This window comes from Corallococcus caeni, from assembly GCF_036245865.1.
Classification (GTDB): Bacteria; Myxococcota; Myxococcia; order Myxococcales; family Myxococcaceae; genus Corallococcus; species Corallococcus caeni.
The window spans coordinates 473,750-494,258 of sequence record NZ_BTTW01000005.1; the positions used below are offsets into that span (position 1 = coordinate 473,750).

Annotated in this window: 18 protein-coding genes and 1 tRNA gene; 9 read left to right on the forward strand and 10 right to left on the reverse strand. The window is 70.1% G+C overall.

All coding sequences use genetic code 11. The annotated features are described in order from the left end of the window. Window positions 1-105: 105 nt before the first annotated feature. From AABA78_RS23230 to AABA78_RS23240, 3 genes are all read right to left on the reverse strand, one after another. The gene (locus AABA78_RS23230) at window positions 106-1,620 is read right to left on the reverse strand and encodes a M16 family metallopeptidase (RefSeq protein WP_338265860.1); all 1,515 of its coding nucleotides are present in this window, start codon (window positions 1,618-1,620) and stop codon (window positions 106-108) included. An 80-nt stretch (window positions 1,621-1,700) separates the two neighbouring features. Continuing rightward, window positions 1,701-3,107, reverse strand: a complete 1,407-nt coding sequence (locus AABA78_RS23235; RefSeq protein WP_338265861.1) for a M16 family metallopeptidase — start codon at window positions 3,105-3,107, stop codon at window positions 1,701-1,703. A gap of 92 nt (window positions 3,108-3,199) precedes the next feature. Beyond that, window positions 3,200-3,742 carry a hypothetical protein gene (locus tag AABA78_RS23240; RefSeq protein WP_338265863.1) on the reverse strand — a complete coding sequence of 181 codons (543 nt, stop codon included), beginning with the start codon at window positions 3,740-3,742 and terminating at the stop codon, window positions 3,200-3,202. Between the two features lie 319 nt (window positions 3,743-4,061). On the opposite strand from AABA78_RS23240, the gene AABA78_RS23245 reads away from it, so the two are divergent. The 3 genes from AABA78_RS23245 (at window position 4,062) to AABA78_RS23255 (ending at window position 5,502) form a co-directional block, all read left to right on the forward strand. Then, complete coding sequence (locus AABA78_RS23245; protein ID WP_338265865.1) at window positions 4,062-4,484, forward strand: hypothetical protein; 423 nt, start codon at window positions 4,062-4,064, stop codon at window positions 4,482-4,484. 197 nt (window positions 4,485-4,681) lie between these two features. Then, entirely contained in the window at window positions 4,682-4,969 is a 288-nt protein-coding gene (locus tag AABA78_RS23250; RefSeq protein ID WP_338265867.1) for a hypothetical protein, read from the forward strand. 38 nt (window positions 4,970-5,007) lie between these two features. Then, window positions 5,008-5,502 carry a hypothetical protein gene (locus AABA78_RS23255; RefSeq protein ID WP_338265869.1) on the forward strand — a complete coding sequence of 165 codons (495 nt, stop codon included), beginning with the start codon at window positions 5,008-5,010 and terminating at the stop codon, window positions 5,500-5,502. 62 nt (window positions 5,503-5,564) lie between these two features. Here AABA78_RS23255 and AABA78_RS23260 read toward each other — a convergent pair whose 3' ends face one another. The 3 genes from AABA78_RS23260 to AABA78_RS23270 all read right to left on the reverse strand — a co-directional run bounded on the left by AABA78_RS23260 (window position 5,565) and on the right by AABA78_RS23270 (window position 9,416). Then, on the reverse strand, window positions 5,565-8,105 hold the full coding sequence (locus AABA78_RS23260) for a S24 family peptidase (protein ID WP_338265872.1): 2,541 nt from the start codon (window positions 8,103-8,105) through the stop codon (window positions 5,565-5,567). Between the two features lie 347 nt (window positions 8,106-8,452). Next, a tRNA-Phe gene (locus AABA78_RS23265) sits at window positions 8,453-8,525 on the reverse strand. Window positions 8,526-8,615: 90 nt separating this feature from the next. Continuing rightward, on the reverse strand, window positions 8,616-9,416 hold the full coding sequence (locus AABA78_RS23270) for a sigma-70 family RNA polymerase sigma factor (protein ID WP_338265873.1): 801 nt from the start codon (window positions 9,414-9,416) through the stop codon (window positions 8,616-8,618). A 124-nt stretch (window positions 9,417-9,540) separates the two neighbouring features. Between AABA78_RS23270 and nhaR the strand changes: the two genes are divergently transcribed. Continuing rightward, window positions 9,541-10,440, forward strand: coding sequence for a transcriptional activator NhaR (gene nhaR / locus AABA78_RS23275; RefSeq protein ID WP_120551277.1), 900 nt, complete (start codon window positions 9,541-9,543; stop codon window positions 10,438-10,440). A 9-nt stretch (window positions 10,441-10,449) separates the two neighbouring features. Here nhaR and AABA78_RS23280 read toward each other — a convergent pair whose 3' ends face one another. Both AABA78_RS23280 and AABA78_RS23285 read right to left on the reverse strand, forming a co-directional pair. Continuing rightward, window positions 10,450-12,048, reverse strand: coding sequence for an amidohydrolase (locus AABA78_RS23280; protein ID WP_338265878.1), 1,599 nt, complete (start codon window positions 12,046-12,048; stop codon window positions 10,450-10,452). Between the two features lie 11 nt (window positions 12,049-12,059). Continuing rightward, on the reverse strand, window positions 12,060-12,281 hold the full coding sequence (locus tag AABA78_RS23285) for a hypothetical protein (RefSeq protein ID WP_338265880.1): 222 nt from the start codon (window positions 12,279-12,281) through the stop codon (window positions 12,060-12,062). A 226-nt stretch (window positions 12,282-12,507) separates the two neighbouring features. On the opposite strand from AABA78_RS23285, the gene AABA78_RS23290 reads away from it, so the two are divergent. Both AABA78_RS23290 and AABA78_RS23295 read left to right on the forward strand, forming a co-directional pair. After that, the gene (locus AABA78_RS23290) at window positions 12,508-13,863 is read left to right on the forward strand and encodes an NfeD family protein (RefSeq protein WP_338266238.1); all 1,356 of its coding nucleotides are present in this window, start codon (window positions 12,508-12,510) and stop codon (window positions 13,861-13,863) included. After that, entirely contained in the window at window positions 13,860-14,684 is an 825-nt protein-coding gene (locus AABA78_RS23295; protein WP_338265882.1) for a slipin family protein, read from the forward strand. Before AABA78_RS23290 ends, AABA78_RS23295 begins: the two co-directional genes overlap by 4 nt. A 68-nt stretch (window positions 14,685-14,752) precedes the next feature. Here the strand turns inward: AABA78_RS23295 and AABA78_RS23300 are convergent, their stop codons facing one another. Together AABA78_RS23300 and AABA78_RS23305 are read right to left on the reverse strand one after the other, a co-directional pair. Continuing rightward, window positions 14,753-15,268, reverse strand: a complete 516-nt coding sequence (locus tag AABA78_RS23300; protein ID WP_171421443.1) for a peptidylprolyl isomerase — start codon at window positions 15,266-15,268, stop codon at window positions 14,753-14,755. Window positions 15,269-15,407: 139 nt separating this feature from the next. Continuing rightward, window positions 15,408-15,899, reverse strand: coding sequence for a DUF2721 domain-containing protein (locus AABA78_RS23305; protein ID WP_338265885.1), 492 nt, complete (start codon window positions 15,897-15,899; stop codon window positions 15,408-15,410). A gap of 115 nt (window positions 15,900-16,014) precedes the next feature. On the opposite strand from AABA78_RS23305, the gene AABA78_RS23310 reads away from it, so the two are divergent. The 3 genes from AABA78_RS23310 to AABA78_RS23320 all read left to right on the forward strand — a co-directional run bounded on the left by AABA78_RS23310 (window position 16,015) and on the right by AABA78_RS23320 (window position 20,491). Beyond that, the gene (locus AABA78_RS23310; RefSeq protein WP_338265888.1) at window positions 16,015-16,500 is read left to right on the forward strand and encodes a helix-turn-helix domain-containing protein; all 486 of its coding nucleotides are present in this window, start codon (window positions 16,015-16,017) and stop codon (window positions 16,498-16,500) included. Next, complete coding sequence (locus AABA78_RS23315) at window positions 16,497-19,202, forward strand: VIT domain-containing protein (protein ID WP_338265890.1); 2,706 nt, start codon at window positions 16,497-16,499, stop codon at window positions 19,200-19,202. The genes AABA78_RS23310 and AABA78_RS23315 overlap by 4 nt, the downstream gene beginning before the upstream one ends. A gap of 101 nt (window positions 19,203-19,303) precedes the next feature. Then, window positions 19,304-20,491 carry a hypothetical protein gene (locus AABA78_RS23320; RefSeq protein WP_338265893.1) on the forward strand — a complete coding sequence of 396 codons (1,188 nt, stop codon included), beginning with the start codon at window positions 19,304-19,306 and terminating at the stop codon, window positions 20,489-20,491. The last annotated feature ends 18 nt before the right edge of the window (window positions 20,492-20,509 follow it).

A 20,509-nucleotide genomic window follows, 5' to 3' on the forward strand; every position in this document is an offset into this window, starting at 1 on the left:
CCGCTTCTATACGCGAAAGCGCGGCAGGCTTTTACTGGATAGTTGCGTTTTGATGGGTAGTTCAGGTGGGCGTGGATGAAGGCTTGCGCCCACCTGAGTCTGTCTTCAACGGGCAGGCGCCGTTGGCGGGGTGAAGCGCTTGTCGGAGATCTTCATCTCCGTGACGGGGCCGTACTTGCGGGCCACGTCGCGCAGGGCGTCCGCCTTGCCGATGAGGACGAACGTCAGGTCCTCCGGGGCGGGCAGGACGCGCTGGAGCACGGTGCGCACGCCGTCGCGGGTGGCGGCGGACACGGCGCCCGCGAAGCCGTTCACGTCCTGGGCGTCCAGGCCGTAGAAGGCCAGCTCCGACAGCTTCATGGCCAGCTGGTCCCCCGTCTCCAGCGTGGGGGGGAACTGCCCCAGCACGTAGGCCTGGGCGGAGGCGAGCATGGCGTCATCCATGCCGTCCTGGCGGTAGCGCGAGAGCACGTCCAGCGCCAGGTCGATGGCGCGGCCCGTGGTGGCCGTCTGCGTATAGGAGGTGAGGACGACGGTGTAGGGCTGGAGGGCCTGCTGCATGGAGGAGCGGGCGCCGTAGGTGAGGCCCGTCTTCACGCGCAGCTCGGTGTTGAGCAGCGAGGTGAAGCGGCCGCCCAGCACGGTGTTGCCCAGCTCCGCCACGACGCGGTCCGGGTCGGTGCGGCGGATGCCGGTGTTACCAATGGCGAAGTAGGTCTGGGTGGCGTCCGGCTTGTCCACCAGCAGCACGTGCCGGCCCTTCGTGGGCGCGGTGGCGGGCACGGCGGGAAGCGGCTGGCCCGCGGGGGCCCACCCGCCCAGGGCGGCCTCCAGCTTCGCGGCGAGCTGCTTCGCGTCGAAGTCCCCCACCACGGAGAGGATGAGCCGGTCCGCGCCCAGGTTCGCCTTCGCCCAGCCGAGCACGTCGCCCCGGCCAATCGTGGGCAATGACGCCTCACTGCCCACCGAGGACCCGCCGTACGGGTGCGAGGGGAAGTGGAAGGCATTGAAGTACACGCCGATGAGCATGCGCGGGTCGCCGTCCTTGGCGGAGGCGATCTCCGACACTCGCAGCGCGCGGGCCTTCTCCAGCTCCTTCGCGTCGAAGCGCGGGCGCACGAGCATGTCCGACAGCAGCTCCACCATCAGCGCGGTGTCGCGGGCCTGGAAGCTGCCATTGAGGATGAGGGCCTCGCGGCCCGGCACGACTTCCAGCTCGCCGCCCACGCCGTCCACGGCGTCCGCGAACTGCTGGGCGTTGCGGGAGCCCGCGCCCTTCTGGAGCAGCTCGGCGGTGAGCGCGGCCAGCCCCTCCTTGCCGGCGGGGTCGGTGACGGCGCCGCCCTTGAGCCACGCGCTGAAGGACACCAGCGGCAGCTCGTGCTTCTCCACGAGCAGCAGCCGCACGCCGTTCTTCAGCGTGACGGCGGTCGCCTCCGGCAGCGTCACGCCCTTCGTCGACAGCGGGGCGGTGGGGGCCGGGGTGGCCGGGGCAGGGGCTTCCGGTGCCGGCGGAGGCTGCGCGGGCGCGGAGTCGGGAGCGGGCGCCTGCGTGGTCGCGCACGCGGAGACGAACAGCAGCGCGGCGAGGGCGGAGCGCAGCGGGCGGAGGGTCGGCATCGGGTGAGGCCTGCTCGGGTCGGGGCGGGGGGAGGCGCGGGTCGCGTGAGGCCTGGCGGAACGCAGTCGGAAGGAAGCACTCATCGCGCGGTCTCCTGGCGGACCGGGGTGGCGGAATCGGTGGTGGGCACCAGCCAGCCCACCGTGCGGTGGTCGGGGTTGAAGATGCGGGCGGCGAGCGCCTTCACGCCGTCGAGGGTGACCTTCTCGTAGCGCGTGGGCGCGTCGAGCAGGGCCTTCCAGTCGCCCCGGAAGGTGGCGGCGTTGCCCAGCTCGCGGGCGCGGCCGTCGTTGGTCTCCAGCTTGCGCCAGAAGGTGGCCAGGGCGACGTTGCGCGCCTTCTTCAGCTCCGCGTCGGTGACGCCGTCCTTCGCCACGCGGGCCAGCTCCGAGGTGAGGAGCGCCTCGGTCTTCGCCAGGTCGCCGCCCGGCGGCAGGTCCACGTAGAACCACGTGAGCGTCGGGTCGAAGCCGCCGGCGGTGGTGCCGCGGACACGGATGGCCACGCGCGCTTCATCCACCAGCTTGCGGTGCAGCCGCGACGAGTCGCCGTGGGTGAGGATGAGGCCCAGCAGCTCCAGCGTCTCCGCGTCCGGGTCGTTGGCGGAAAGGCCGTGGTAGGCGACCTGGAGCAGCGGGGACTGGGCCAGCCGCTTCACGACGATGCGCCGCTCGCCCTGCTGCTCGGGCTCCTGGGTGCGCACGGGCTCCGGCGCGGGCTGCGAGGGGATGGTGCCGAGCGTGGCCTCCACCTGCTCGAAGACGCGCGCGGGCTCCACGTCGCCCGCGATGACGAGCGTGGCGTTGTTGGGGGCGTAGTACGTCTTGAAGTAGCGCTGGAGGTCCTCCATGCGCCAGGACTCGATGTCGGACGGCCAGCCGATGACGGGGATTTGATACGGGTGCGCGACGAAGGCGGTGGCCTGCATCTGCTCCTGCAGCGCGCCGCCGTTGTCGTTGTCCACGCCGGAGCGGCGCTCGGAGTAGACGACGCCGCGCTCGGACTCGATGACCTTGGGGTCGAAGGCGAGCGACTGGAGCCGGTCCTGCTCCAGGTCCAGGATGAGGGGCAGCGCGGAGGACGGGAACCAGTCCAGGTAGACGGTGACGTCCTCGGAGGTGAAGGCGTTGTTGGCGCCGCCGTTGGCCTCCATGACGCGGTCGAACTGGCCGGGGCCGTACTTCTTCGCGCCGTTGAACATCATGTGCTCGAAGAAGTGGGACAGGCCGGTGATGCCGGGGCGCTCGTTGCGGCTGCCCACGCGGAACCAGTTGGCCAGCGCCACGTTGGGGATGTCGTGGTCCGGCCAGACGATGACGGTGAGCCCGTTCTTCAGCGTGCGGGCCTGGATGTCGGAGCCCAGCTTCGCGGCGGGGGTGGAGGCGGCGGCGGGCTTCGCGGACGGCTCGGGGACGGCCTGGGCCCCCGCCTGGGGCGCACCCAGGAGGGCCAGACAGGCGAACCACGACAACGGAGGACGGGACATCCTTGCTCCTGGGGAGGGACCACGGCGGCGCCCGGGAACGGGCGGCAGCGCACCCTATTCCAGAAACGCCGCGCGGGTGTCCCCGAGGAGCCTCAGGCGCCCAGCACCTGCCGCAGCACGGACTGGAAGTAGTTCGTGCTGCCGATGTGGCCCGCGTGCAGCTTGGCGGACTGGTGGAGCCGCTGGGCGACGGCCTCGAACTCCGCCTGGCTGACGTCGCGCAGGGACAGGTACAGGCGGGCGGCGGCGCGCAGGTAGGAGAAGAGCGGGTTCTTGTGGTGGCCGTCGGGCCGGCGCGCGAGGTGGCGGTAGAGCTGGGAGAACTCCTGGTCGACCTCCGCGTGGCGCGTGTCGCGGCAGAAGCCGGCGGCGGTGGCCTCGATGAGGAAGAAGAACGGCTCGTACTCGGGGAAGGGCGGCCGGGTGAAGTCAGGGGGCTGCTTGTTCCCGGTCCACAGCGCGGAGACGGGCTGCAGGCGCACGTGGGCGGTGACGTCGCCGAAGCGCACGGGCACCTCGTCACCCACGGGCTTCACCTGGCCCTGTTCGTCCCGCTCCACGGGGATGAACAGGCGCATGGGGTCCTCCACCTTCACGCCCGCCTTCTCCAGCTCCGCCACCACGTTCGCGTCCATTGCGTTGATGTTCCTCCGGGACACCGATCTACCGCGTCGCGCCCGGATGTGCACCCGGGACGCGGAGGGACCGCACGCAAGGCGCCTGGACCCAACGGAGGCCCGGCCCGGATGAACCGCGAGCTGCCTCCCGTATTCCCAACCCGCCCCCGCGGGACCCCGTACCGGGAGTGCCGTTGACAGCGAGGAGGTGAAGTCCTCGAATGAAACACAGTCCTTCCAGAGGTGACACATGTCACAACGCATTTCCCCGATACTCATGCTGTGTCTGGCTTTTGGTGGTCTTGTCACGGGATGCGGCGGAGGCAGCCTGGAGGCGGTGAGCACCTCCGAGTGCTCCACGGGCATGAAGTGGACGGGCGGCGACAGCGGCAACGCCCTGATGCATCCCGGTGGCAACTGCATCCAATGTCATGCGGACCGGGGCGAGGGGCCGAAGTTCGTGGTGGCGGGGACCGTCCAGGCCACCGCGCACGAGGCGGACGACTGCGCGGGCCTCGAGGGCGCCCAGGTCGTCATCACCGACGCCAACCAGAAGACCTACCCACTGACGGCCAATGCCTCCGGCAACTTCTTCCTCAAGGCCGGAGACGCGAAGGACTTCGCGTTCCCCTACACCGCCCGCGTCACCCACGGTGGCACCCAGTGGGCCATGAACACCGCGCAGGGCACCGGGGCCTGCGGCTCCTGCCACACCGTGGCCGGGGCCAATGGCGCCCCCGGACGCATCACCCCCCCGTAGCGACGCCGCCCGCCAGCGCGGACAAAGAAAAAGGGCGCCGGACCGGAGTCCGACGCCCTTCAGATTCTTCTTACTGGTGTGCCCAAGGGCGGAATCACCAAGGCCGCTGGCAATATCGCCAAGAAAATTGGTAAATTGGCTTCGTGCTTGAAGAAGGCTCCCGGCTTTTTGGTACTTCGACCAGGACGGCGGTGCTCATGGCCATCCGCCTGCTCGAAGGAACCTATCCCAGTGAGTTGGCTGCGCTGCTTGGCGTACGCCTCTACACCGTCCAATCCATCCTGACGTCACTCGAACGGGAAGCCGTCATCGCCAGCCGGCTGATGGGGCGAACGCGGATGGTCTCCCTGAATCCTCGGTACTTCGCGCACGCGGAGCTCAGCGCGCTGCTTTGGAAACTTGGCGAGAGCGACACGGCGCTCCAGAGCAAGCTCGCCGCGCGACGGCGTCGTCCTCGCCGAGCTGGCAAGCCGGGGCTCCTGTGATCGGGCCCACTTCGTCGCTCACGGATATTGCATTCGCCGTGTGCACGGCACTGGAGCGCAAAGGCTTCCACGCAGTGCTCACGGGCGGAAGCGCGGCGACCTACTACGCGCCGGAAGCGTACCAATCAGGAGACCTCGACTTCGTGACCACCCTGAAGGGAACGGGAGGCGAAGCGGCGTTGACTGCGCTCGGCTTCATCAGGAAGGGAGACTTCTACCGTCACCCACGCTCGCACTTCCTTCTGGAGTTTCCGAATGGCCCCCTGGCGGTAGGGGATGACTTGATCAAGAGCTGGAGCACCGCGCGTCGTGACGACGAGGTGCTGTACGTCCTGTCGCCGACCGACTCCTGCCGGGACCGACTCGCGTCCTTTCTCTTCTGGAACGACTTCAGCGGCCTGGAGCAGGCCCTTGCTGTCTTCCATGCGCGGAGCAAGGAAGTGGACCTGAACATCATCGAGGACTGGTGCCGGCGCGAGCGTCACAGCCAGAAGTTCGGCCTGTTCGCATCACGCATTGGCACCGCGAAGTAGGCGGAAATGTACCGCGCCCCGACATGGCCGAAACGCGGCGGTTCCTCAAGTTTGCATCGAGGCTAGCTCCTGGCAGGTGGCACAACGCCAAGGTACACACCCAGCAGACGGACGGGCTCCTTCTCGGAGAACGGGTCGAAGGCCAACGGGGAGTAGAGCGGATTCAAGGACTCCAGCCGGTAGCCGCTGACCGAGCGCGCCAGGCGCTTCACCACCACCGCGACACTCTCGTGGTCCGCCTGCAACTGCTGGACGAGGACGATCTTGCCCTCGGGTACGGAGTCGCGCAGGTGTCGGAACACGGCGATGGAACCATCAGCAATCTGGGGTTCCATCGATTTTCCGGCGACCCTTACGGCGAACATGTCCGTGGAGAGCGCGCCGATCGCCGTGGCATCGACCCAGCCATCCACTTCCTGTTCAACGACACGTCCAGCCCCCCAGGGTCCCGCCGCGGCCCGGACATCGTAGAGCGGCAAGTGAGTCCTGAAGCGCTCGTCATCAGCAACGCTGGCACGAACAGGGGACTCCTGGGGCCGTGGCGGATCCGAAGGAACTCCCGGGCTCGGCTCATCCTCCAGGCTCCGCTTGAGCCGCTTGGGGTCAGGGGCCAGGAACACGATCCGGTCTCCCATCCGGTGCAGTGTTTCCAGTTCGTGCAGAAGGCGGCGTGATCTCGTACTGACGCCCGAGACGATGCACTCCTGTCGTGAGCGGGTCAGCGCGACGAACAGGTGATTCCGGTTCACGACCTCGCCTTCGACTCGCTCGACACAATCAAGCCCTGTGACGAAAACGACGCGAGACTCGTTGCCCTTGGCTCGATGGACCCCGGTCACGGTGACCGCACCTGCGCGGCGAAACTCTCTGGGGTTTTCCTCCGTGGAATGAACGACGACGCCCGCCTCACTCAGCCTTCCGGCGAGGCGTTGGAGTTCGTCCTTGAAGCCCAGATGGACGACCATGATCTGTTCGGCTCGGACTCCGGTCCGCACCTGCTCTTGGACGCAACGTGCGCAGGCCTCGAATTCCGCCTCGCGATCCGCGAAGCCCTGAGATCTCAGGAGGGGTCGGCGAGGCATCGGCAAGGAATCCAGCGGATGGCCCGAATTCGCCATCGAGCGCACCAGCACGACTTCGGCACCGGGACTCGCGAATCCGCCTGTCTCGACTGAGTAGCCGATGTCCTGCCAGCCACTCTTCGTGGTGATCGCCTGAACCGGGCCCTCCGGCCGCAGGAGGCCCATTCCGACCGCATGGGCTGCCAGCAGGATCTGGCGTGGCGTGCGATAGCACCTCCGCATGATGTGGCTCTTGTAGATGCCTCCCGGGTATTGGCCGGCGACATCCACGAGCAACTTCCCGTCGGGGCCGCGGCCGAAGAGGTTCTCCGACGTTGGAATGGTGAGGTGGTCCAGGCTCTGAGCCTCATCATAGGCCCAGATCAGGCGCTTGGGAGCCTTTAGAACTGCGTACGCCAGTCGATAAAAGTCTGACAACAGATCCTGGCCTTCGTCGACGAGCACCGCATCGAAGAGCTCGGGGACCCTCCCCGGTTCCAGGAGCTCGCGGCACGCGACAGCCAGCTTCTCTGCGACGGTAGAGCGCACAAAATCGTTGGGGATACGCGCCTTGCGCCCCATGGCCTGCGCTGTGACGTAGTAGAGGCCGGGGCCCGTCGTCCTGCCGCCCCAGGCATGCATGACCCGCAGCTTCCGCCAGTTCGGCTCCGAATCGCCCAGATACCGGCACAGCTCCGTGATGTAGCTTTGGATGACCTGATAAAGGCTCTTTGTATTGAAAGTGAATGCAATATCCCAATCCGGATGCGCGAGATGCATCCGTGCCGCCTTGATGGCCAGGAGCATCGTCTTACCGGAGCCCGCGATGCCTCGGATCCGCTGCGGACCCGGTGGAATCTCCACTCCAATACTCACCTGCTCCAGATCAAGGGCGGCAATCCTCGTCTCGCTGGCGGCAACACGGGCGGCGGTGCCAGCGAATCCTCCCCTCTTCTGGATCTGCTCGATGACCGTGCCAAACCCCAGGACTGCACGCGCCTTCTGCCACTCCTCATTCGTCAGACGTGAGCGACCTGCCGTTCCGGCGAAATCGCCAAGTCGCCGGCGCAGGGTGACGGGGCCCAGTTCGTCTTTGTGAAGGATGGCCGGATTGCACGGCAGCAAGGTGAATCCCTTCGCGGCCCACTCGGCACGGGGGACGTTGGGAAGGGCCACCAGCGCATGATGCTTCAGGCGATCATGCAGCAGAGGCACGCTGTTGAAGCGCTTGAGCGCCGACCACATCTGCGCTTCCGCTTGGGCATATGGCTCCTCGATGCCCTTGTGCCAATCAGCCATGTGCCAGGTGTGCCCTTCCATGCGGGACACGTGGCGAGCCTGCAGGTCCTTGACCTCGATGATGAGCAGTCCCAGGTCCCGATGAAGCATGAGAATGTCGGGCTCGTGGCGAAAGCGCCCTCGGGTCTCGAAGAAGGGATACCGCAGGAAGCAGAGTCCCTCGTCCTGGCGGAACGCCTCTCGGAGGGCGTTGAAGACCCGTGCTTCCCCGGTCGTGGCCTCGGTGGTCTGAAAGAACTCCATTTGCGAGGAACCTCCGAACCCGATGCACGGGCGGGGCAACGCCTACCGGCCACGTCAAAGGATGCATCACGATGCTCGCACATCGGGTGCGGCCGGCCCACCCAGCCCGCAGCGGGAGACCAGACATATGGGGGTGAATGGGAAGGGACCGGCGAGCATCCCGGCCAGTCTCAAAGAGTGTCTGTCATCACTCGATGGCGGCGATGAGCAGGCCGTGCGGCACTTCGGGCCCAGCTTCGGTGTGCACCGGAGCCAGCACCTGTTCCGCGGCGCTGGCCTGGGAGCACGCGAAAAACAGAAGGGCGCCGGACCGGAGTCCGACGCCCTTCAGATTCTTCGTACTGGTGTGCCCAAGGGCGGAATCGAACCACCGACACGGGGATTTTCAGTCCCCTGCTCTACCGACTGAGCTACTTGGGCGTACCGCGCACCGCGAGCGGCAGCGCCGATTTACGGTCACTTGCCCGCGCCGTCAACCTCTTTCCGCCAACCCTCCCCCTCGCCCGACACTCAGGCCGCCAGCCGGGGCGACTCGCTGTCCCAGGCCGTGCACCCCGCCGTCAGACGCTGGCGCAGCTTCTGGCGCAGCCCCTGCTCGATCTGCCGGATGCGCACCGCCGTCACCCCGAAGCGCTTCGCCAGCAGCTCCGCGCTCACCCCGTCCTCCGCCAGCATCCGCTCCTTCACCAGCGCCCGCTCCCGGGCGTCCAGCTCCGGCCAGGCCTCCGCCACGCTCTGGTGCAGCTTCTCCGCCCAGGCGCCCCGGTCCGCCAGCTCCTCCGCCGAGTCCTCCTCCGACTCCAGCATGTCCAGCCGCGTCACGTCCCCCTCCCACCCCAGGGGCGCGTTCAACGACACGTCCTTCGCCAGGGCGTCCGCCCCCCGCGCCACCTCCTCCTCCCGCTTGCCCAGCGCCTCGGCCAGCCGCTTCGTCACTTCCGGATGGCCCTCGCCCCAGCGGGCCTCCAGCCGCGCGCGCTCGCGCCTCAGCTGGAAGACGATCCACGGCGCGCGGCCGCCCGCCACACTCCAGGTGCGGGACACGTACGCCCGGATGCGCGCGCGGATCCACTGCTGGGCGTAGGCGCCGAACGGCACACCCCGCTCCTCGAACCGGCGCGCCGCCTCCACCAGGCCGACGTTGCCCTCCGACATCAGCTCCTCCAACGACAGACCCGTCCAGCGGTACTTCCAGGCCAGCCGGCGGACCAGCTCCAGGTGCCCCCGCACCCGCATCTCCACTTCGGCCGAGTCCACCTCGGCCCCGACAAGCTCCACCGTGGACTCGCGCTCCTCGTAGATGGCTTCCATGAACGCAACCTCCCCAATCAGTCCCCCGCACACCCATCGCGCGGTGACGGAGGTAGAGATAAGCGGCCGCGACTCTTAAAAAAATGAGCTAGTTTGGATGAAACCCTTCGGTTAAACCTAAGTCATGGCGTGGCTCAACTACCACCATCTCCTGTATTTCTGGACGGTTGCGCGGGCGGGCAGCATCGCCAAGGCGAGCGAAGAGCTGCACCTCGCCCAGCCCACCATCAGCGCTCAAATCAAGCTGCTGGAGGAGTCGCTGGGCCACCAGCTCTTCGAGCGCAAGGGCCGCAAGCTCGTGCTCTCCGACGTGGGCCGCACCGTCATGCGCTACGCGGATGAGATCTTCCGCCTGGGCAACGAGCTGAAGAACGTCGTCTCCGGCCTGCCCACCGGCCAGCAGCTGCGCCTCAACGTGGGCGTGCTCGACGTCATCCCCAAGCTCGTCGCCGAGCAGCTGCTCAAGCCCGCGCTGGAGGCCGGCCCCTCGCTGCGCATCATCTGCCGCGAGAGCCCCCTGCCCCAATTGCTTGCACAGCTGGCGTTGCATGAGTTGGACGTGGTGCTCGCGGACGCACCCGGCTCCGAGCCCGTCAGCGTCCGGTCCTTCAACCACCTGCTGGGCAAGTGCGGCGTGACGTTCTTCGCCGCCCAGCCGCTCGCGCACCTGCGCAAGGACTTCCCGCGCTCGCTGGACGGCGCGCCCATGCTGCTGCCGTCGGAGGAGTCCTCGGTGCGCCGCTCGCTGGACCTGTGGTTCGAGCGGCTCGGCATCCGGCCGCTCATCGCGGGTGACTTCGACGACAGCGCGCTGCTCCAGGCCTTCGGACAGAAGGGGCACGGCATCTTCGCCATGCCCTCCATCATCGACGCCGAGGTGCAACGGCAGTTCAACGTCACCGCCATCGGGCACACCGACGAAATCGAGCAGTGCTTCTACGCCATCACCGTGGAGCGCCGCCTGCGCCACCCCGCCGTCGTCGCCATCGCCGAGGCCGCGCGCTCGCACATCTTCGGCGGGTGAGTCAGCCGTTCAGCCCGCCGCCCGGAACACCTCCGCGCCCGCCACCACCGTGGCCAGCACTCGCGCGTCCACCAGCGCGACCGCGGGCCCCTCCAGCGGATCCTCGGACAGCGCGACGAAGTCCGCGTCCAGGCCGGGCTTCAGCCTTCCGCGCCGCGCCTCCTCGAAGGACGCCCACGCGGGCCCCGCCGTGAAGCCCTCCAGCGCTTCCGCCGCGCTCAGGCGCTCCTCCGGATACCAGCCACCTTCCGGCCAGCCCTTCGCGTCCTGCCGCGTGCGCGCCGCGTAGAGCCCCGCGAGCACGTCCGGGTTCTCGATGGGGAAGTCGCTGCCCAGCGCCAGGTGCGCGCCCGCGTCCTTCAACGTGCGCCAGGCGTAGGCGCCCTTGAGCCGCTCGCGCCCCAGCCGCGTCTCCGCCCAGGGCATGTCACTGGTGGCGTGCGTGGGCTGCACGCTGGCCACCAGCCCCGCCGCGCCCAGCCTCCGGATGTCCTCCAGCCGGAGGATCTGCGCGTGCTCCACGCGGTGGCGCAGGGCCTGCGTGCCCGTCCGCTCCGCGCCTCGAAGGAGGACGTCCACGACCAATGTATTGGCACGGTCTCCAATGGCGTGGATGCACACCTGGAAGCCCCGGGCCATGAAGGCCTGCGCGCGGGCCTCGAGTTCTTCCGGCGCGAGGAGCAACAGGCCGCGCTGGCCGGGCTCGTCGCTGTAGTCGTCGTGCAGCGCCGCGCCCCGGCTGCCCAGCGCTCCGTCCGCCAGGAACTTCACCGAGCGCATCGCCAGGTGCCGCCCCTGCCAGGGGCCCTGCTCCAGATAGGTGTGGCGCTGCTCACCCTGCCCCGCCGCCATCGCGTACACGCGCAGGGGCAGCGTCCCCGCCGCGTCCCACGCCTGCAACGTGCGGAAGGCCTGGAGGTCCATGCCCGCGTCGTGCACGCCCGTGAGCCCGACCTGCGCGCAGCGCTCCAGCGCGGCTCGCAGCCGGGTCTCCAGCTGCTCGCGCGTGGGCGCGGGGATGGCGGCCTCCACCACGTCCATCGCGTTGTCCACGAGGACGCCGGTGGGTTCGCCCCTCGCGTCGCGGAGGATGCGGCCTCCTCGTGGATCCGGCGTGTCCCGCGTGATGCCCGCTCTGCGCAGGGCCTCGCCGTTCACCCAGGCCGCGTGATGATCCACCCGCATGAGGTACACCGGCGTCGTGGGGAAGCGCGCGTCCAGCTCCGCGCGGCCCGGGAACGCGGCGCCGGGCCACTCGTTCTGGTCCCACCCCTTGCCGAGCAACCAGTCCCCCTGGAAGCTCGACGCGGGCGCCTGCCCCAGACGCCGGACGACGTCCTGCACCGAGGGCGCCTTCTCCAGGCGCACGGTGGTCAGGCTCTTCCCCAGACCGTGCAGGTGCGCGTGCGCGTCCACCAGACCGGGCACCACCGTGGCCCGGCCCAGGTCCACCTCGCGCGCGGTGGAGCCCGCGGCGGCGCGTGCCTCCGCGAGCGTCCCCACCGCGAGCAGCCGCCCGTCACGTACCGCCAACGCCTCCGCGCGCGGACGCTCCGCATCGAGAGTCCACACGCGCTCCGCCTTGTAGACCGTGGTCTCTGCCGTCATGGGGCGGAAGACTATCCGCCACCCTGGGGGATGCCGCCATCCACGTCCGGCGCATTGACGGGACCCGCGGGGCCCGCCGGTTCGTTGGGTACGTTCTGGATGGTCTCCCGGGCCGTGTCCGGGCCCTGGATGGGCATCTGGTCCTCGGTCCCGGCGGGCTGGGTGGTCTTGCAAGCCACCGCTCCAGCAGCGGTCAGACCCAGAGCAGCGATGAGCAGCACGGCACGGCGCATGAAACCTCCTGGGAGAATATCGAGAGGCCGACCCTAGGGAGGTGCGTCCTCCTCCGGCAACGCGCATCCCCTGCAACGTCCAACATCGGATGCACAAGCAGGACGCCGGGCCCCTCCTGCCCGCATGCCCTCCAGGCCCCCTGGCTTCACGCGCCGGTCGTCCAGCGGCCCCATGCACATCGTTGTCCGAGTGCGTGTGCGCACGGTGCGCGCACCGGGGGCGGACATGCGGGAGCACGTCGACAGGAGGGGCTGGCGCCGTCACGTTCTGTGGGGCTGGCTCCTGGCGCTCCTCTTCGCGGGCCTCGTCGCTCCGGCGGCTTCCGCGCCGCCGTCCCTCGTCGCGCGCTGCGAGCTGGAGGGCGTGGTGGACACCGGGTCGGGCGCGTACCTCGCGGACTGCGTGAAGCGCGCGGAGGACGGTGGGGCCACGGCGCTGCTCGTCCGGTTGGACACGCCGGGCGGCTCGCTGGAGGCCACCCGCGCCGTGGTGCGAGCGTTCCTGGGCTCGCGCGTCCCCGTGCTCGTGTGGGTGGGGCCTTCCGGCGCGCGTGCCGGCAGCGCGGGCGTGTTCATCTCGCTGGCCTCGAACGTGAGCGCCATGGCGCCGGGGACGAACATCGGCGCGGCGCACCCCGTGGGGCCGGGGGGCGAGGACGTGGAGGAGCGCGGCGGCGAGCAGCTGGCCCGGAAGGTGGAGAACGACACGGTCGCCTTCGCGGAGGGCATCGCACGGCAGCGGGGCCGCAATCCGGAGTGGGCCGCGGCCGCCGTGCGCGACAGCGCCAGCGTTCCCGCGGACCGCGCCGTGGAGCTTCGCGTGGTGGAGCTCGTCGCGCCCACCGAGGCCGCGTTCCTCGACGCCGTGGAGGGCCGCAGCGTGGAGGTCGCCGGGGGTGACACCGTGACGCTCACCACCCGCGATGCCCACGTGGTGTCCCTGGAGCCGGGGCTGTCACAGCAGGTGGTGCATGCGCTCGCGCAGCCCTCCATCATCTACCTGCTGTTCCTCGTCGCGGTGCTGGGCCTGGTGGCGGAGGTGTCCCATCCGGGCGCGGTGGCGCCGGGGCTCATTGGCGGCGTGGCGCTGGTGCTGGCGTTGATGGCTTCGGCGACGCTGCCGGTGCGCTCGGGCGCGCTGGTGTTGATGCTGGTGGGCGTGGGGCTCATCATCGCGGAGCTGTTCGTCACCAGCGGCCTGCTGGGGGCAGCGGGCACGGGCCTGTTGATACTGGGTGGCGTGTTCCTGGTGGACCGCTTCGAACCGGGCTGGTTCGTGGAGCCGTCCTTCCGCCTGTCGTGGGGCGTGATGCTGCCGACGGCGCTCCTGTTCGCGGGGTCCGCGGCCTTCCTCGCGTATCGCAGCGCCCAGACCCGCAAGCTGCCGCAGCGGGGCGGTGACGTGGGGCTCGTGGGCGAGGCGGGCACGGCGCTGGTCCCCGTCACGCCCTCCGGCGGCGAGGTGTTCGTCCACGGCGAGCGCTGGCGCGCCGTCTCCTTCACCCCCATCCGCGAGGGCGCGCAGGTCGTGGTGCGCGCCGTGGAGGGGCTCACCCTCACCGTCGCGGAGTCGATGCCATGAACGAGCTGTTCGGAGCCCTGGGATGGCTCATCCCCCTGGGCGTGCTGTTCCTCCTCTTCCTCTCCGGTGTGCGCATCGTCACCGAGTACCAGAACGGCGTCGTGTTCCGGCTGGGCCGCTACGTGGGCCTCAAGCGCGCGGGCTTCCGCTGGCTCATCCCCTTCATTGAACGCATGGTGATCATCGACCTGCGCACCGTCGCGCGCGACGTGCCTCCGCAGGACGTCATCACCAAGGACAACGTCAGCGTGAAGGTCAGCGCCGTCGTCTACTTCCGCGTCATGCAGGCGGACAAGGCCGTGCTCCAGGTGGAGGACTACCTCTACGCCACCAGCCAGATCGCGCAGACGACCCTGCGCGCCATCCTGGGCCAGGTGGAGCTGGACGACCTCTTGTCCCAGCGCGAGCGCATCAACCACGAGTTGCAGCAGGTGCTCGACGCACGCACCGGCCCGTGGGGCATCAAGGTCTCCAACGTGGAGGTGAAGCACATCGACCTGCCGCTGGAGATGCAGCGGGCCATCGCGCGGCAGGCCGAGGCCGAACGCGAGCGCCGCGCGAAGATCATCGCCGCGGAAGGCGAACACCAGGCCGCGGAGAAGCTGGCCCAGGCCGCGGACGTGCTCAGCCGCAACCCCGCCACGCTCCAGCTGCGCTACCTGCAGACGCTGGTGGAGATCACCGGCGGCGGCAACCACACCATCCTGCCCATTCCCCTGGAGCTCCTGCGCGCGTTCGGCGCCGTGACCGCGCGGCCCCTCCCTCCGGAGCAGGCCCGGGAGGAGGACGAGGACGAGGACGCGTCCCACGGCCTGTCCTGAAACGACGAAGGTCCACCCGGGCGCGAGGCACGGATGGACCTTCCAGGTGAGACGCGGCGACGGCGGGATTACAGCTGGCCGCTGTCCTCGATCTTCACGGGCTGGCGCGTCGCGCCGGACTGGCTGCCCACGCCTTCGATCTTCTTCACCACGTCCATGCCCTCGACGACCTTGCCGAAGACGACGTGCTTGCCGTCGAGCCACGAGGTGGGGACGGTGGTGAGGAAGAACTGCGAGCCGTTGCTGTTGGGGCCCGCGTTCGCCATGGAGAGGAAGCCCGGAGCGGTGTGCTTGTGCTTGAAGTTCTCGTCCGCGAACTTCTCACCGTAGATGGACTCACCGCCGTAGCCGTTGCCGAGCGTGATGTCGCCGCCCTGGCACATGAACCCCGGGATGACGCGGTGGAAGGGCGTCCCCTTGTAGTGCAGCGGCTTGCCGCTCTTGCCGGTGCCCTTCTCACCCGTGCACAGGGCGCGGAAGTTCTCGGCGGTCTTGGGAACGTCGTCGGAGAACAGCTCCATCACGATACGACCGGCGGGCTGGCCACCAATCGACATGTCGAAGAAGACCTTGGCGTTTGCCATGTTCACGTGCTCCACGGTGAGGGTTGAGCCAGAGAGGCTGCGGAATCCAGCGCGATACCAGGCGCGCGAGCCGGGACGTACCAGACCCTCGCGTCTCGGAGGCACCCGCTAGCACCTTCGCGTGCGCTGCGGAACAAATTCAGGCCTTCGGTGGGCCGCCCGGCTGCCCGTCCCGGAAGAGCTCCTCGTGCTCCAGCGTGATGGCGCGGCGGCTCAAGCGCAGCGACGCCAGGGCCAGCACCGCCGTGGAGCCCAGCAGCCCCACGCCCAGGGAGAAGGACATCACCGGCAACCCCTCCGGCACCGCCACGCTGCGGCGCAGCAGGTACAGCAGCGACGTCACCACGAAGGACAGGAGCGCCGCGTAGGTGAAGCCAATGGCCCGCGCGAGGATGGCGTGGCGGCGGTCCAGGATGGCCACCTCCTCGCGCAGGAGCGAGCGGCGCGCGTGGCCCTCCGGCAGCGTGCGCCATTCCCGGACCATGTCCCGCATGCGCGCGGTGATTCGGGAGATTTGGTTGTCCAGGCCCGTGGCCAGGATGCCGCACCCGGACACCATCACCGCGGGCGTCACCGCCGTGCCGATGAGCTGGATGGAGGAGGGGTCCAGGCCGTCCACGACGCCGTTCATGCCCCCTTCTGTCCCACCGCCCGCCCGGCCGCCACCTCCGGCATCGCGACACCACCGCTGACGAATCGCCACCGACGTCTTGACACTTGAACTGTCACAACCTACTGTCAGGTTCGTGAGCACGCCCAAGACACAGACGGAGTGGAAGCTGACCGCGCTGGCGGAGGAGGTGGGCGTCTCGCCTCGCACGGTCCGCTATTACGTCCAGCGGGGCCTCCTGCCCGCACCGCCCTTCAAGGGGCCGGACACGGTCTACGGGGAGGAGCACCGGGTGCGGCTCAAGGCCATCCGGGTGCTCCAGGCGAGGTTCCTGCCCCTGGACGCCATCCAGGCGGAGCTGGCGCGGCTGTCGCTGGAGGAGCTGCGCCGGCTGGCGGAGACGCCGGTGGGGCCGGGGACGTTGCCGGAAGAAGCCCCCCGGCTTCCGCCCCCCAGGCGTCCGGGAAAAGACCCGACGGTGGAGGTGGCGCGTTACCAGCGCTGGCTCCTGGCGCCGGGGTTGGAATTGCACGTGTCGGAGCAGGCGGAAGCAAAGGTCCGGGCGCTGGCGGAGCGGGTGCGCGCCCTCATCGAAGAGTCCCAGGAAGGAACGCCGTCATGAACGAGCAGGCGAAGTGTGGGCTGTTCACGCGTGAGGGGGCCCAGGTGCCCCTGCAGGGGGTGGAGGTCACCGGTGAGCTGCTCGGGGGACACGCGCGGGTGCGCGTGGCGCAGCGCTACCGCAACGACGAGAAGAAGCCGGTGGAGGCCGTCTACACCTTCCCCCTGCCCTCGGACGCGACGCTCAGCGCCTTCTCCATGACGTGCGCGGGCCGCCGCGTGGCCGGCGTGGTGAAGGAGCGCGAGGCGGCCTTCCGCGCCTACGACGACGCCATCACCGAAGGGCACGGCGCGGCGCTGCTGGACCAGGAGCGCGCCAACGTCTTCACCGCGCAGGTGGGCAACCTGCTGCCGGGCGAGGAGACGCTGGTGGAAGTGGAGTTCCTCCAGACGCTCACCTCCGAGGAGGGCAGCGTGCGCTGGATGCTGCCCACGCTGGTGGCGCCCCGGTACATCCCCGGCCCGGTGCACGGCGACCGCACGGGCCATGGCAGCGCGGCCCCGACGACGCGGGTGCCGGACGCGGACCGCATCTCCCCGCCCCAGGGCCCGGGCGCGGACTACGGGCTGCGCATGGACCTGCTCATCGACGTGGGCCGTGACGTGGTGGTGGAGAGCCCGTCCCACCGGCTCACCGTCACGAAGGAGGGCACGCGCACGCGGGTGAACCTCCAGCGCGATTCGCTCCTGCGGAACCTCGCGGGCGACGAGGTGGAGCTGAACCGGGACGTGGTGCTCACCATGCGCAACGCCAACCCGGACGTGATGCTCACGCCCGTGGTCGCGCACCGCAAGGCGGAGGGGCCGGGCACGTTCGCGCTCACGGTGGTGCCGGACCTGCTGAACCTGGCGGCGGCGCCGCCCCGGCAGGAGGTGGTGTTCGTGGTGGACACGTCCGGCTCCATGGCCGGGGAAAGCCTGCCCCAGGCGCAGGCCGCGCTCCGGCTGTGCCTGCGGCACCTGCGCGAAGGCGACCGCTTCAACGTCATCGCGTTCGAGAACGCGTTCCGCTCCTTCTCCGCGCAGCCGGTGCCGTTCACCCAGCGCACGCTGGAGCAGGCGGATGCGTGGGTCGCGGGACTCAAAGCCTACGGCGGCACGGAGCTGCTGGAGCCGATGGTCGCAGCGATGAAGGCCGCGCCGGACGGCGTGGTGGTGCTGCTGACGGATGGCCAGGTGGGCAACGAGAACGAGATCCTCAACGCGGTGCTCGCGTCGCGCGGGTCGGGGCGGGTGTTCTCTTTCGGCATCGGCACCAACGTGAGCGACGCGCTGTTGCGCGACCTGGCTCGACGCACGGACGGCGCGGTGGAGTTCATCCACCCGGGGGAGCGCATCGACGAGAAGGTGGTGGCGCAGTTCTCGCGGGCGCTCGCGCCGCGGGTCACCGACCTGGAGGTGCGCTTCGACGGCGTGGAGGCCAGCGAGCTGGCTCCGGCCACACTGCCACCGCTGGTGGACGGCACGCCGTGGACGCTCTTCGGGCGCTATGCGCAGGCGGGCACGGGCAGCGTGACGCTGAAGGGGAGGTCGGGCCGGGAGCCCTTCTCCCTCACGGTGCGGCTGGACCTGCCCTCGCTGTCGGACCGGCCGGTGGTGGAGAAGTTGTGGGCCGCCGAGCGCATCCGGGGCTGGATGGACGCGGGGCTGATGGGCCGGCGCGCGGAGGCGATGAAGGAGCGCATCGTGCGGCTGGCCGTCGAGCACCAGCTGGCCACGCAGTACACGTCCTTCGTGGTGGTGGAGGAGCGCCAGGGCGACCGTCGCGCGTCGGGCACGCCGGAGACGCGCGTGGTGCCGGTGAACGCGCCCGCGGGCTGGAGCATGTTCAACCCGGCCCCGGGGGACGTGGCCGACGATGAGGTGGAGGGTGGGCTCGCGCCGGCGAAGGCGCCCGCGATGAAGCGGATGGCCTCGAAGCCGGTGCCTGCCCCCGGGGCGATGCCCGGAGCGGTCGGCCGCTCCCGGGGCGGCGCGGTGCCCCCGCCCCCGCCGGCTCCGGCCATGGCCGCGCCCGCGCGCGCTCTGGAGGCGGAGCCCACCACCGGCTCTTCCTTCCAGGCGGGGTCCGCGGATGGTGCCGGGGCCATGGGGCCCGGTGCCGCGCCCAAGGAGCGCAGGGAGCAGGAGTCCGCGAAGAAGGCGAAGGGCGGCCTCTTCGACCGGCTGATGTCCGCCTCGTCGAAGCTGCTCACTGCCCCCGAGCTGGAGGGGCGGCCCTCCTCCCAGGCCGCGCCGCGCCCGCAGCAGGACAAGGCGGAGGTGTTCTACGAGCAGGAGGAGGTCTCGCTGCCGTCCGTGGCGGAGGCCTCCATCCCCACCGAGGACGTGGGCAGCCTCTTGGGCCAGCAGCTCGCGAACGGCCTGTGGGCCGGCGCGGGTGAAGGGCCGGAGCCGGTGCGTCAGGCGCGTGCCACCGCGCGGGTGCTGCTGGTGCTCCTGCGCGAGGGCATCACCAGCAGCCATCCGCTGCACGGCGCGCAGGTGAAGAAGGCGGTGGACGCGCTGCTCGCGCTGGCCGCGCAGCTCACCCAGGCGCCGGACGTGGCGGAGCTGGCGCTGGGCGTCGCGTGGCTGGTGGCGGCGGGCCCGCGCACCCGGGGCCGCATCGAGCAGGCCGCGAAGCCCCTCCCGGGCCTGGACGGGCGGATGGGAGACACGGCCGCGCTCCGGCAGCACGTGGAGACGCTGGCGACGCGGTAGGCCGCCGCGTGGCGTCACCCGGGCTCCGTGCCTCCTCTTCGGGAGGACCGGGGTCCCGGGTCTCCCGACTTTTCACGGGGGTCGACTAGGGTTGCGCCCGCATGCACCTCGCGCCCTTCATCCTGGCCGTCCTCGTCGCCGCGCAGCCCGGTCCTCCTCCCCAGGGAGGCGCGGCATCCCCGGGGGCCGCGGCCCCTGTCTCCTCCGCGCCCTCCCCTGCCGTCGCGCCTCCGGACGCCGTATCCGCGCCGCCGCTCGTGGCGAGTGACGAAGCCTGCGCCGCCGAGTCCGACTACGCGGCGGGCTTCGATGCGCTGGTGCGCGGCGAGGACGCCCGGGCGCTGGAGTTGCTGGAGCGGGTGCTGCGGGTGTGCCCCCGCCATCCGTACGCGCCGGAGCTGGCGCGGCTGGCGCGGACGCGGCTGGACCCCGGCGCGCGGCTGGCGCAGGACACGCTGGCGCGGCCGGTGGTGTCGTCGGAGGAGGGACCGTCGAAGGAAGGACCGTCGAAGGGGGCGCGGGCGTCGCTGACCATCGTGCAGACGATGCACGGCATCACCCAGGGCATCCTGCTGTGCGCCATCTCCAACTGCCAGGACACGCGCGCGTACGTGGCGGTGTCGCTCCTGGGCGGCGGCGCGGGGGCGGCGCTTTCCCTGCTCACCACGCGGAGCGGGCTGACGCAGGGGCAGGCGGCGGCCATCAACTCCGGCACGGTGTGGGGCTTCGGGTATGGCCTTGCGTCGATTGGCTCGTTCGACCTGGACGGCGATGCCTCCACGGGAGCGGTGATGGCGGGGGCGCTGGGCTTCACGGGGCTGGGCATCCTGGTGGCGGAGCTGGCGCGGCCCACCGCCGGGCAGGTGTCGCTGGCGAACTCCGGCGGCCTGTGGTCCGGCGTGGTGGCGGCGCTCATCATGGGCACGCAGGACAACAACGACACGCGCGCGTTCTTCGGCATCGAGCAGGGCGTGGTGGGCGCGGGCCTGATTACCTTCGCGCTGGTGTCGCGCAACCTGGACATCTCCCGGGGCCGGGTGCTGCTCATCGACGCGGGCGGCCTCCTGGGCGGCCTGGTGGGGCTGAGCGCGCTGTTCCTGGCGTTCAACGACGACCACGGGGACGCCCTCCTGGTGGGCACCGCCGTGGGCGTGGTGGCCGGCCTGGGGACCGCGACCTTCCTCACGCGCGACTTCGACGGGCCGGATGACGCGCCGGCCGTCTCCGTCATCCCGGCGACGCTGGGACGCCACGGTGGGCTGGGGCTGGCGGTGCTGGGCCAGTTCTAGCCCTAAGCTGCCCGCTTC